The sequence below is a fragment of the Phormidium sp. CCY1219 genome (assembly GCF_055795085.1).
This window is the reverse complement of record NZ_JAYFEQ010000533.1, coordinates 1-12340: the sequence shown is the minus strand read 5'-3', so window position 1 is coordinate 12340 and position 12340 is coordinate 1. Positions and strand designations below refer to the sequence as shown.

Annotated in this window: 11 protein-coding genes; 7 read left to right on the top strand and 4 right to left on the bottom strand. The window is 52.1% G+C overall.

All coding sequences use genetic code 11. The features are described 5' to 3' along the window. Positions 1-15: 15 nt before the first annotated feature. Positions 16-1125 carry a dTDP-glucose 4,6-dehydratase gene (rfbB, locus tag AC0QH1_RS14705; RefSeq protein WP_324631930.1) on the bottom strand — a complete coding sequence of 370 codons (1110 nt, stop codon included), beginning with the start codon at positions 1123-1125 and terminating at the stop codon, positions 16-18. A gap of 230 nt (positions 1126-1355) precedes the next feature. Between rfbB and AC0QH1_RS14700 the strand changes: the two genes are divergently transcribed. Continuing rightward, positions 1356-3242, top strand: coding sequence for a CapA family protein (locus AC0QH1_RS14700; RefSeq protein WP_324631929.1), 1887 nt, complete (start codon positions 1356-1358; stop codon positions 3240-3242). Positions 3243-3383: 141 nt separating this feature from the next. Here AC0QH1_RS14700 and rfaE1 read toward each other — a convergent pair whose 3' ends face one another. Then, positions 3384-4427 (bottom strand): D-glycero-beta-D-manno-heptose-7-phosphate kinase, encoded by a 1044-nt coding sequence (gene rfaE1 / locus AC0QH1_RS14695; protein WP_324631928.1) that lies wholly within the window; start codon positions 4425-4427, stop codon positions 3384-3386. A gap of 30 nt (positions 4428-4457) precedes the next feature. Here rfaE1 and AC0QH1_RS14690 point away from each other — a divergent pair, with 30 nt between their 5' ends. Continuing rightward, positions 4458-4673: a hypothetical protein gene (locus AC0QH1_RS14690; protein ID WP_324631927.1), complete on the top strand. Its 216-nt coding sequence runs from the start codon at positions 4458-4460 to the stop codon at positions 4671-4673. Here the strand turns inward: AC0QH1_RS14690 and AC0QH1_RS14685 are convergent. Next, on the bottom strand, positions 4654-5229 hold the full coding sequence (locus tag AC0QH1_RS14685) for a response regulator (RefSeq protein WP_324631926.1): 576 nt from the start codon (positions 5227-5229) through the stop codon (positions 4654-4656). The genes AC0QH1_RS14690 and AC0QH1_RS14685 overlap by 20 nt on opposite strands. 374 nt (positions 5230-5603) lie before the next feature. On the opposite strand from AC0QH1_RS14685, the gene lipA reads away from it, so the two are divergent. Further along, positions 5604-6545: a lipoyl synthase gene (gene lipA / locus AC0QH1_RS14680; RefSeq protein ID WP_324631925.1), complete on the top strand. Its 942-nt coding sequence runs from the start codon at positions 5604-5606 to the stop codon at positions 6543-6545. A 73-nt stretch (positions 6546-6618) separates the two neighbouring features. Here the strand turns inward: lipA and AC0QH1_RS14675 are convergent, their stop codons facing one another. Further along, positions 6619-8115 (bottom strand): alanine/glycine:cation symporter family protein, encoded by a 1497-nt coding sequence (locus tag AC0QH1_RS14675; RefSeq protein ID WP_324631924.1) that lies wholly within the window; start codon positions 8113-8115, stop codon positions 6619-6621. Positions 8116-8542: 427 nt separating this feature from the next. Between AC0QH1_RS14675 and AC0QH1_RS14670 the strand changes: the two genes are divergently transcribed. From AC0QH1_RS14670 to hrcA, 4 genes are all read left to right on the top strand, one after another. After that, a complete protein-coding gene (locus AC0QH1_RS14670) occupies positions 8543-9514 on the top strand; it encodes an SDR family oxidoreductase (RefSeq protein WP_324631923.1) in 972 nt (323 codons plus the stop codon). A 238-nt stretch (positions 9515-9752) separates the two neighbouring features. Next, positions 9753-10670, top strand: a complete 918-nt coding sequence (locus AC0QH1_RS14665; protein WP_324631922.1) for an NAD(+) kinase — start codon at positions 9753-9755, stop codon at positions 10668-10670. Positions 10671-10908: 238 nt separating this feature from the next. After that, the gene (locus tag AC0QH1_RS14660; RefSeq protein ID WP_324631921.1) at positions 10909-11169 is read left to right on the top strand and encodes a hypothetical protein; all 261 of its coding nucleotides are present in this window, start codon (positions 10909-10911) and stop codon (positions 11167-11169) included. Positions 11170-11196: 27 nt separating this feature from the next. Beyond that, entirely contained in the window at positions 11197-12324 is a 1128-nt protein-coding gene (gene hrcA, locus AC0QH1_RS14655) for a heat-inducible transcriptional repressor HrcA (RefSeq protein ID WP_442957316.1), read from the top strand. Positions 12325-12340 lie beyond the last annotated feature (16 nt).

Sequence of the window (12340 nt, the reverse complement as noted above, 5' to 3'; positions counted from 1 at the left end):
GCCCAAGATCCTCTTTTAATTCCCGTAAACCTGCTGATAGTAAGCTCGATACTCCTCCGAGAGCAAGGGACGCCACCAATCTTGGTGAGTCAAATACCAGAGTACAGTTTGGCGCAGACCTTCTTCCACAGTAACCGAGGGAGTCCATCCCAATTGAGTTTTAATTTTAGTAGCGTCGATCGCATAACGGCGATCGTGTCCCGGTCTATCCTTAACAAAAGCAATCAACTTTTCGCAGGGACGCATCGGCAAATCGGGGGCTAATTCGTCCATCAGCCGGCACAGCATCCGCACCAAATCAATATTTTTAACCTCATTATTGCCGCCGATATTGTACGTTGCGCCCGGAGTCCCTCGGTGAATCACCAAATCCAGGGCGCGACAATGGTCTTCCACATAGAGCCAATCTCGAATATTTTCTCCATCCCCATATACGGGCAAAGGTTTGCCGAGAAGCATGTTGATGCACATCAGGGGAATCAGCTTTTCGGGAAAATGATACGGTCCGTAGTTATTCGAGCAATTGGTGACGATGGTGGGGATGCCGTAGGTATGGTAGTATGCACGGGCAAGGTGGTCGCTACCTGCTTTTGAGGCGGAATAAGGACTGTTGGGTGCATAAGGTGTTTTTTCTGTAAAAGCTGGATCCCTGGGGGTCAGAGTGCCATAAACTTCATCCGTGGAGACGTGGATAAACACCCCTTGTGGATTTCCGCCTTTGACTGAAAAGAGAGTTTGCCAGTGGATCCGGAATGCCTCTAATAGAGTGAAAGTGCCGACCACATTGGTTTGAATGAAAGCAGACGGACCTAAAATCGAGCGATCGACGTGGGATTCGGCGGCGAAGTGGACGACGGTATCGATTTGTTCTTCTTCAAGCAGAGTCTCTACTAAGGAGCGATCGCAGATATTCCCCTGCACGAACCGAAAATTTTCTTTTCCAACTAAACTCGCCAGATTTTGCCGATTGCCCGCGTAGGTTAGAGCATCTAGAACCACAACCCTGTCGCCTGGATAGCGAGTACACCAGTAGCGAACAAAATTGGATCCAATAAACCCAGCCCCCCCGGTCACTAATAATCGGCGGGAGGGTCGATTTTCATGGAAATTGGGAGTCGATGTCATCCAGGGTGTTTCTTCAATTCCAAACAGTGCTATTCAACAATACCTTTAAACCCGCCTCTCATCCAGCTTATTTGTGGAATAAATAAATATTGACCCAGCAGGCTGTTTGCCACATCAGGGATCTTCCGTAAATTGGACAAAACCAAAGTGATTCCGTAATCAGGGGGAAGGCTGAAATCCTCTCCCTTAACTAACAGTAAAACCTATTGAATGGTGTGAGGAACTCGATTGTGGAGAAGCAAGATATCCTGAGTTTAGCCACCCAAGGCGACCCGATCGCGATCGCCTTATTGCTCAATCAAGTCTTACAACCCAAAAGAAACATAACCGCCCAAGTCATCCGCAAAAAGAACCGACTTCATATCCTCCTAGAAAGCGATCGCATCCCCGACCCCGAAGCCTATGTCCCCTATATTAAAAACGGCTTAAACCGACTCCAACTCAGTTGCATAGATTCCGTGCGAATTTATGGACGGCAAACTGGTGAAACGGCCCCGGCGTGGGATCGGACATTAGAGTGGGGAAAATCCCCCGAAAGTAACGAGTTTTCCATATCGCGATCGCCACGGAAACAGGACTCCAAAGCTGCCGCTGAACCCTCCCCCCGCGATGCAGACGCAGCAGCGATCGCCGCTGACACTACCACCGTGGCACCCACTGGCCCTTCTGCGACACCCGTACCCACAACCCTACACTCCCGGGCAACAACAACCGGGATTGGCAACCCTCCTCCCGAAGCGGCGATCGCAGTTTCTACCCTGCCCTCAGTGGGCCAATCCCAGATCGGTGCATCTGTTGCCCCATCGGCACCGCTTCCCGCCCCGGAAACGCCCCCAGAGCCAATCCCACCCCGCAAAGAAAAATCCGCTGCGATCGGCAACTCCCTGAAAATCCTGGTGCCCTTAGTCGCCCTCACCAGCTTTTGCCTCGGCATCAGTTGGGAGATGTTCAAAAACCCCGATCGCTATAGTCCCACCGTATTGTTCTCCACCGTGGGTGAAACCCTAGCCGCTGTAGAGCTACCGGATTTGCCGCCACTGCCGTCGCTTTCCCCCTCCCCTGCCACCTTTGAACCTTTCTCCAGCGAGAAGCCGATCGCCCACTTCACGGAGCTTTCCAAACGGGTCGAGGCTTCCATTCCCGCCACGCCAATTACCATCAAAGCGGTAGGAGATATCGTTCCGGGCACCAATTTTCCCGCCAATAAACTGCCCCAGCGGGAGCAAAGTTTATTTGAGTCGGTCAAACCCTACCTGCAAGGTGCCGATATTTTATTTGGCAATTTTGAAAGCACCTTGACAAATCATCCATATTCTGCTAAAGATGTCAGCCGTTCGATGGTATTTGCCTTTCGCAACCCGCCCGCCTATGCCCAACTCTTAAAAGATGTGGGGTTTGATGTGTTGAATTTAGCCAATAACCATTCCAATGATTTTGGAGAAGTCGGCTTAGAAGACACCATCGAAAATATCACCAAAGCCGGCATGAAAGTGGTGGGTAAAAAAGATGAAATTCTCTATCTCAATGTCAAAAACGTTCCGATTGCCTTTATTGGCTTCAGCACCTACTACTATCATAACTCCGTCCATGAATTAGAAGCGGCGAAAGCATTAGTAGAAGAAGCCAAACAAAAAGCCACGATTGTAGTTATTTCCGTACATGGCGGGGCTGAGGGAACCGGGGCGCTGCATGTAAAAAACCGCACGGAAATGTTTTATGGAGAAAACCGGGGCAATTTAGTATTATTTTCCCGAGCGATGATTGATGCGGGGGCGGATTTAATTTTAGGGCATGGACCCCACGTTCCCCGAGCGTTAGAAATCTATCAAGGAAAGTTAATTGCCTATTCTTTAGGGAATTTTGTTGGGTATCGCACCCTTTCAAACGCAGGCAAGTTAGGGTATTCGCTAATTTTAGAGGTAGAAATGGACATCGAGGGAAATTTTGTGGCCGGTAAAATTATTCCCGTACATTTGAAAGGGAAAGGGATTCCCTACATCGACCAACAGTTTCGCACGGTGCAGCTCATGCGGGATTTGATTAAAAGCGATTTTCCCGAGACACCGATCGCGATCGATGATGAGGGGAAAGTGCTGATAGAAGAGCGCGGCGAATAAGAGACATGAGGGAGTTTTGAATGGTGACACCCATTCAAAACTCCCGCGAGAGCGATTCCAAATAAAGGAGAAGTTGTGGGAGTTGGATCCGGTGAAGGTTAAGACAACCTGGGAGAGGGGGGAAGGGGAAGAGAAGCTCGGTTAAGTGAGGACGCCGGACTCTTCCGAGAGGAGAAATTCGAGAGCCTCCTTCATTTCTGCGGGTGTAGTGGTGGCGGTGCCGAATTGACGCACCACGATGCTAGCGGCCAAATTGCCCAATACGGCAGATTCCCACAAGGAACCGCCAGCGGTCAATCCGAGGGTGAGTGCGGCGACGACAGTATCCCCTGCACCGGTGACATCGAAGACATCGGTGCGATTGAAAGCGGGGATGCGATCGTGAGTGCCTGTGGGGTGAAATAAGCTCATGCCCTCATCACCTCGGGTAATGAGCATCTGTTTGGCGCGGGTGAGGGAGAGCAGATCCGAGCCGGCTTGGGTGAGGGTTTGGGGAGAGTCGATCGCGTAGCCCACCGCTTGTTCCGCTTCTGGGAGATTGGGGGTAAAGAGAGTGGCACCGGCATAGCGTTGTAGGTGCTTTTGGGTATCCACAATAGTCAGGGGATGTTGTAATGCGGCTTCGATCGCCGGTGCGGTGAGGACGCCATCGCCATAGTCAGAACAGACCACAGCATCCACCGTATGGAGTTGTTCTCGGATGTAGGCTGCCAGTTGAAGTTGGTTTTCCAGGGAAGGTAAGGCGTCAGATTTGCGATCGACGCGGACGATTTGCTGGGTAACAGACTGACGGGCATGACCGGAAATCCGGGTTTTGGTGACGGTGGGGCGATCGCTATCTACCAACATGCCCGTGGTGTCGATTCGGGCGGCTTCAAAGATGTGACGCAGAGCGTTTCCTTGCTCATCTTTGCCCACGAATCCAGCGACTTTCACCTGTGCCCCCAAGGTAGCGAGGTTATAGACGGCATTTGCTCCACCCCCAGGCACCTGTCGGGTGGTTTCGTGGCGAATAATCAAAACCGGTGCTTCGCGCGAAAGCCGCTCTACCTGACCGGTGAGAAATTCGTCCAGGGTCAGGTCGCCCACCACGAGGACGCGGGCTTGAGAAAAGCGGTTGATGAGGTCGATCGCTCGCGGTTGATAGTGGCGAAGTCGCTCGAGAAAATTTGAATCGATAGCCATCTGGGTGAAACGTTTCTAAACTGACGCAGTATGAATTCTGCCCGAGGGAGGGTAAATCGGCAATTTACGCCGTCGGTCAACCGAGCGATCGCCCTTTCACCGGAAAGATCCGCTAGCAGAAATCGGGAGTCAGGTGTACTTTGGCATTGGCGATCGCATTCACCTCCAGCAGGAGAGGCGATCGCGAAGCTCGAGCAGACCCTGGAACCGGAACATAGAGATGAACCTACTTTAATTTCGTTTTGATCAAATTGACGATCTGACCCATCTGCTTCTTCATCGCATTCATTTCGGCTTGCATTTTGGCAATTTGCTGCTTGAGGGCTTGAATTTCGGCAGCACTAGCACCTCCTTGAGCTTCAGGGGCGCTGGTTTTCGGGGCTGCAGCAGGGGCTGCAGCTTTCCCAGACGGCTTCCATTTTTTCGCCTTTGCCATCGCCGACTTGATCGCGTCAATCAGTGACTTTTTATCAAACGGCTTTTCAATAAATTCAAAATACTCAAACGGTTCGGCAATTTTCTCAGCGACTTCCTCCTTGCGGCCTGACATCAACACAAGGGGGGTCATTTTGCCTTCTGCATTGGATATTTTTTGCAACTGCTGAAACACCTCCCAACCACTGACTTTCGGCAATAGGAAGTCCAACATAATCAGGTTGGGGTGGGCTTCGCGAATCAGCTTGAGTCCTTGCTCGCCGTCTTTTGCCTCTAATACATCAAAATTACCGGCAGGCAACATTTCTCTTACCATCCGCTGGATGACTTTACTATCATCGATAACCAGGATTTTGTGACTTGCCACGACTGACTCCTCTGGGGGTGTATGAAAGCTGTTTTGCGAGTTACGGCTTTTTACATTATGACTGGAGGTGGGACACTTATGCAGGCTCAAACCTAGCTTATCTCGCGCTCCACGTCGGTAAGTATGCCAAAAGTCCGATCGCGTTAAGAAGGCGCTAGTCTAAGAAGGGGTATGCCTAATTCTACTGTTAGATCGAAAATTCCCAAGCTCAACTCTTTGGACTAGAATAGCGCTGAGAGTGGTTTGCCAGGGGCAGTATTAGAATAAGCTTAGCGATAGCAACCCCCGCTTTGGGATGTGTTGCGACAATTGGCCGCAAGCCGATGTCTCGCTATTGTTTGCAAATCACTCGGAATATTTGAGCGATCGAGATTATGTCTGCCAGAACCCGTGAAACTTTCTCATCGGATCCCGCCCTGGTAAGGGCAGAAATTGAAGCAATGCCGGCATGGCTGAGACGCCGAGGAATCGGCAAAGCCAGCGAACTGTCGCAAGTGCAACGGATTATTAAGCAGCGTCAAATTCACACCATCTGCGAGGAGGGACGCTGCCCCAACCGAGGGGAATGTTATAGCAACAAAACGGCGACCTTTCTGCTGATGGGACCGATTTGTACCCGTTCTTGTGCATTTTGTCAAGTGGATAAGGGACATGCGCCGATGCCATTAGACCCGGAGGAACCGGAAAAGGTGGCGGAGTCGGTGCAGTTGCTGGGCTTGCGCTATGTGGTGCTGACCTCGGTGGCGCGAGACGATGTGCCGGATGCGGGAGCGGGTTGGTTCGTGAAAACGATGGAGGCCATTCGCCGCCGGAATCCCCAAACTCAGATTGAGGTGCTGACGGCAGATTTCTGGGGGGGACAGGGAAATCGAGAAGCATCGCCGGCAGCTTTACAGCGAGAGAGAATCGCAACGGTGGTGCGGGCCAAACCGGCTTGTTACAACCATAATGTGGAAACGGTGAAACGCTTACAAGGGCCGGTGCGACGGGGGGCGAAGTACGATCGCTCTGTGGCGGTGTTGCAAATTGTGAAAGAACTCGATGGGAGCATTCCCACAAAGTCGGGATTAATGTTGGGTCACGGGGAAACGAAGGCCGAAGTAATCGCCGCGATGGAAGATTTGCGGCGGGTGGATTGCGATCGCATTACTCTGGGCCAATACATGCGCCCCTCCCTGGAGCATTTGCCGGTGCAAAAATATTGGACGCCAGAAGAATTTGACGAATTAGGGGCGATCGCTCGCGAAATGGGCTTTTCCCACGTGCGCTCAGGCCCTCTGGTTCGCAGTTCTTACCACGCGGGGGAAGAACCGTAAATCCTCTGTCCCCCTCGCCTGGGTAGGGTGGGCAATGCCCACCCTACGCCTTCCCTTCAATTCGGAAGGAGTGTTACTTATAAATTGGCATTTGGCCACTTTCCAGACGACCCATGTAATTGTCTAGATCGGCTCGTACCTTGTCGGCGAGAATGAAGCCGCCCAGCATGTTCGGGAATGCCATCGACAAGAGCATCATGTCCGCGAAATCAAGTACCGCTCCGAGGTTAACCACTGCGCCGAGGAAGACGCAAGCGACGAACACTCCCCGATAAACTATGGTGGTACTTTCGCCAAACAGATAGGTCCAAGCCCGCTCGCCGTAGTAACTCCAGGAAATCATGGTGGAGAAGGCAAACAGGAATACGGCTAAGGCGAGGATGAAGGGAAACCAGTCGATCGCGGTGCCGAAAGCAGCAGAGGTGGTTTCCACCCCCGGGGCCGTGGTGGTATTGGCATATTCGCCGGTAATAATCACCACCAAAGCAGTCATGTTGCAAATGACCACGGTATCGATGAACGGTTCGAGGAGGGCGACGATGCCTTCGCGCACCGGTTCGTCGGTGCGGGCGGCGGCGTGGGCGATCGCCGCCGAACCGATGCCAGCTTCATTGGAGAACACCGAGCGACGAATCCCTTGCACTAATACGCCAATAAATCCGCCTTCAATCGCCTGTGGGGAGAACGCTTCGACGAAAATTTTGGCAAACGCGCCGGGAATTTCCGGCAGGTTAATCAGCAGAATCCATAGGGAGGCGAGGACGTAAATCATGCACATGGAAGGCACTAGCGCCCCGGCGACGGTGCCGATGCGACGAATCCCGCCGATAATGACCAGGGCGACTAAGGTGGCGATCGCAATGCCATAAATCCAGTTGGGCAACCCCTCAATTACACCGGAAACGGCAACATAGGATTGATTGGCTTGAAACATATTCCCGCCTCCGAATGCCGCCCCAATGCACAATACGGCAAACACACCAGCGAGTATTTTGCCGAAGGGTCGCATGCCTCGTTCTGCCAAACCCCGAGACAGGTAGTACATCGGTCCGCCGGCAATATGTCCGTTGGGCAGAATCATGCGGTATTTTTGCGCCAGGGTACATTCGACAAATTTACTGGTCATGCCAAATAACCCGGCGATGGTCATCCATAACATGGCTCCCGGCCCGCCTACCGAGACGGCGATCGCCACCCCGGCAATATTCCCCAGTCCTACGGTGGCGGAGAGGGCTGCCGCTAGGGCTTGGAAATGGGTGACTTCTCCGCTTTCGTCGGGGTCGTCATAGTGCCCTCGCACCACATAGATGGCATGTTTGAAGGCGCGAAAGTTGATAAAGCCCATCCGAATGGTGAAAAATATGGCACCGCCAATCAACCACACTACGATCAGGGGAACGCCGAACATGTCGAAGAACAGAACTACTGCCATCGCGTCCACAAGCTGGGTGAATACGGCATCCAGGGTGTCTAAAAAACCCCCGGATGAGGCTTCTGGCGCGTCTTGAGCGATCGCGGCGATCGGTACAAACAGAAATAACAGTAATAGTACAATCCAGGTTTTTTTCATAGACTAAAACTCAGTTCTGACGGGAAATCGGGCGTGGGCGATCGCGCACAAATTTGAGTGAGCCAAACACTTATTGCCGCCACATTAGCAGACAATTCACGTTTCGGCTGTGGCGTGATTATCGCTCGATCTGTAAACAAGCATGCGAAGTTTTGTCAAGAAAGTCCGTTACTTTTTCAGTTTTCGATGGGGGCGATCGGCTGAGGCGATGGGTGATTTTCTCAGACCCACTGGCGGTTCTGGGTCTAGCACCCGGATATCAAATCTTCCCTACACCCATGCGGATAGCAGAGTTTGAGCCATTGGAAGAGACAAATGAGGGTCCCAAGGCGAGCGATGTTTCAAAGAATAAACCAATGGGTGGGAGAAATCTGAGCGATTTCTGATAAAATTTCATAAAAGTTAAAATTTCGTCAATAAATCCTGGATGAGCTTATTGGTTGTTGGTGCCACTGGCACCCTAGGCAGACAGGTAGCCCGTCGCGCCCTAGACGAGGGATACCAGGTACGCTGTTTAGTACGGAGTTTCAAAAAAGCGGCTTTTTTAAAAGAATGGGGCGCTGAACTGGTCCGAGGGGATCTGTGCGATCGCGAAAGCCTACCCAAAGCCTTAGAAGGCGTCACGGCCATTATCGATGCAGCCACGGCCCGTCCTACAGATTCCCTGAGCATCAGACAAGTGGACTGGGAGGGCAAGGTGGCTCTGATTCAAGCTGCCAAAACCGCTGGCGTCGATCGCTATATCTTCTTTTCTATCTTAGATGCAGAAAAATACCCGGACGTGCCCCTGATGGAAATCAAGCGCTGTACGGAACAATTTCTCGCCGAATCGGGTTTAAATTACACGATTTTGCAACTGGCTGGCTTCATGCAAGGTCTCATCGGTCAGTACGCAATTCCAATTTTGGACAATCAGCCGGTGTGGGTCACGGGTCAGTCCGCACCGATCGCCTATATGGACACCCAAGATATCGCCAAGTTTGCCGTCCGCGCGTTATCAATTCGGGAAACGGAGAATCAACGCTTTCCAGTGGTAGGCTCCCGGGCTTGGAGTTCTGAGGAAATCATCGAGTTGTGCTCTCGTCTGTCGGGACAGCAAGCGAAGGTAACTCGGATGCCGATGGGCTTATTGCGCGCGGTTCGCCGATTGACCCGGTTTTTCCAGTGGGGCTGGAATGTGGCCGATCGCTTGGCGTTTGCTGAGGTGCTTGCCTCGGGTAAACCCCTGGTCGCGCCAATGGATGAGGTGTATTCTACCTTTGACCTGGATCCGCAAAACACGACCTCGGTGGAATCTTACCTGAAAGACTACTTTAGTCGGATTTTGAAGAAGTTAAAGGAATTGGACTACGACCAAAAAAAGGCCAAAAATCAATCCAAACGGCGGGTGCCTTTCTAAGCTCCCCCTAGACCGAATCGAATCTAACATGGTAAAAGTAATCTAGGGGCCTACCCGGTGGGTTCAAAATGAAGCGATCGCTGCTTGGACGCCGTTTCTCGGTTATTTCACTGTAGCCAAACGATCGTGCGAAGCGTTGGCCCATTTTTGGCTAACCTCTCCGGGTAAGTTAACCATAACTCTTGCCAATTTTTCCCCTAGGCATTAATTTCTGAACCCTTAGCTGGATTTTTTCGTTGTGCCCAAAGCTGGCATTATCTACAACGACGATAAACCTGTGGCTTGTCGCGTGGCCAAACAATGGCAGGACAAGCTACACCGATATGGTTGGGATGTTTGTATTGCTACAGGCGTGGGCGGCATCCTGGGCTATTCTACGCCGGAAAAACCCATGTGCCATACGTCGGTCGAGCAGTTAACCCCGGTCGGTTTCGATGCTGACATGAATTTTGCTCTCGTCCTGGGTGGCGATGGCACGGTGTTGGCGGCTTGCCGTCAAGTGGCGGCTTGTGGCACCCCTTTGCTGACGGTGAATACCGGCCATATGGGATTTCTCACGGAAACCTACCTCAATCAACTCCCGCAAGCAATGAAAAAGGTGCTGGCGGGAGACTATCAAATTGAAGAGCGCACGATGCTCAGGGTTCAGGTTCTCCGCGAGGATCGCGTGACTTGGGAGGCCCTGTGCCTGAATGAAATGGTGCTGCACCGCGAACCGCTGACGAGTATGTGCCACTTTGAAATTGAAGTGGGCCGCCATGCACCAGTGGATATTGCGGCGGATGGGGTGATTATCTCTACCCCCACTGGTTCGACGGCTTATGGCCTTTCGGCGGGCGGTCCGGTAATTACTCCCGATGTACCGGTGTTGCAACTGGTGCCGATTTGTCCCCATTCTCTGGCGTCTCGCGCTTTGGTGTTTGCCAATAGCGAACCGGTTACCATTTTTCCGGCCAATCCCAATCGACTGGTGATGGTGATGGATGGCAATGCTGGCTGCTATGTGCTGCCAGAGGATCGGGTGCGGGTGGAGCGATCGCGCTATTCGGCTCGTTTTATCCGCCTTCAACACCCAGAGTTCTTTCACGTGCTGCGCGAAAAACTCGGTTGGGGTCTGCCCCATGTGGCCAAACCCACTTCCGTGGAACTTCCCTAACCTGCCCTGGTTTCTCTACGGTCCCACGCGCCTTTCCCGCTCTTTCGCAATTTCAGGCGAGCCATATTGGTGGCTTGCGGGTAACAAATTGTTAACGCGCGATAGGCGAGGGAAAAGAGCGATCGCGGGGGGTCCTCCCCCCTTTTAAGCCAAGAAATGTGATAGAATTTGACGAAATGATTGCAACCGATCGCCACCGATATTTGCGAGTGACGAAGGGTGAACAATACCAGAAAAATTGACTCAGCAATTCGCAACTGGCAATTTTCAACAGAAAGCTCCACCCTTTTCCAAGGCAAACCACGGTGGAAAAGTCCGGGGCAAACATTTAAAAAACACAGCTCCAAGCCGCCGGGCCGCGATCGCAGGAAACCATAGATGCAAAAATGTATCGAAAACATCTATTGCAGACCCCTGTGGGTCAGGCAAAAAAAGGGCGCAGGTAGCGCAAATTCAATTGATTGATTATGATTTTAATCAACAACTCCTGAGTTTTTAAAACCCGATAAATTTGGCTTTGGCTCCCATGTCTGTGCAAGTCAATCTCAACGAACGACAACAATATGTCTTGTGGGCGACGGTGCGGCACTATATTGCCACTGCCGAACCGGTAGGCTCCAAGACATTGGTAGAAGAATTTAATCTGAGCGTCTCGCCGGCAACCATTCGCAATGCAATGGGCTGTTTGGAAAAAGCCGGATTGCTTTATCAACCTCATACCTCTGCAGGGCGCGTGCCTTCAGATTCCGGATATCGGATTTATGTGGATAAGCTGATTCAACCCTCCTCTCGCATATCGCGTCAGGTGGAGCAATTGCTCGGCGATCGCCTGAGCTGGGAAAAGTGGGCGTTTGATACCGTATTGAGGGGGGCCTCACAGATCTTGGCCACCCTCAGCGGATGTATCGCCTTAATTACAATGCCTCAGACCTCTAGCGCTCGTCTGAGGCATTTGCAATTCATGCAAATCGAACCGCGCAAAATCATGGTGATTGTGGTCACCGATAGCTATCAAACGCACTCAGCGGTGATGGAACTCGGCGAATCGCCCGAAGACCCCCCACCGGATGAAGAAATCGTCGATCGCGAATTGCAAATTCTCTCCAATTTCTTGAATACCCATCTGGGCGGACAAACCCTCAGCGAACTCTCGGAACTCGACTGGCGCGAGTTAGGGCGAGAATTCGAGCGCTATGCGGAAGTGCTGAGCGGATGGCTCAAAGATTTGGCACGGCGGGCGCGCACCCCGGGTAACACCGAAATTTTGATTAGTGGTGTCTCGGAAGTGTTGCGACAACCGGAGTTTTCCGAGTTGACCCAAGTGCAGACCTTGATTCAACTCCTGGAAGAAGAACAAGACCAATTGTGGCCGTTAATTTTTGAACCACCGGTGGCTCCAGGAGCCGGTCAGCGCGTTAACGTCCGCATCGGTAGCGAAAATCCGTTAGAACCGATTCGAACCTGTACTTTGATTTCTTCCACCTACGGGAAAGGATCCGTGCCCTTGGGCAGTGTGGGGGTCCTCGGCCCCACGCGCATGGTGTATGAAAATGCGATCGCAATGGTGGAGGCGGCGGCGGATTATCTCTCAGAGGCAGTCAGGGACTCCGTAGAAACCAACCCCATGTCTAAAGCCAGGGGCTTGTACTTCTAACCACCTGACCAGCCTA

Excerpts from the sequence above, each read along its gene's own strand:
- rfbB (WP_324631930.1), bottom strand. The coding sequence starts at position 1,125 with ATGACATCGACTCCCAATTTCCATGAAAATCGACCCTCCCGCCGATTA.
- rfaE1 (WP_324631928.1), bottom strand. The coding sequence starts at position 4,427 with ATGGCTATCGATTCAAATTTTCTCGAGCGACTTCGCCACTATCAACCG.
- AC0QH1_RS14690 (WP_324631927.1), top strand. The coding sequence starts at position 4,458 with ATGAATTCTGCCCGAGGGAGGGTAAATCGGCAATTTACGCCGTCGGTC.
- lipA (WP_324631925.1), top strand. The coding sequence starts at position 5,604 with ATGTCTGCCAGAACCCGTGAAACTTTCTCATCGGATCCCGCCCTGGTA.
- AC0QH1_RS14675 (WP_324631924.1), bottom strand. The coding sequence starts at position 8,115 with ATGAAAAAAACCTGGATTGTACTATTACTGTTATTTCTGTTTGTACCG.
- AC0QH1_RS14670 (WP_324631923.1), top strand. The coding sequence starts at position 8,543 with ATGAGCTTATTGGTTGTTGGTGCCACTGGCACCCTAGGCAGACAGGTA.
- hrcA (WP_442957316.1), top strand. The coding sequence starts at position 11,197 with ATGTCTGTGCAAGTCAATCTCAACGAACGACAACAATATGTCTTGTGG.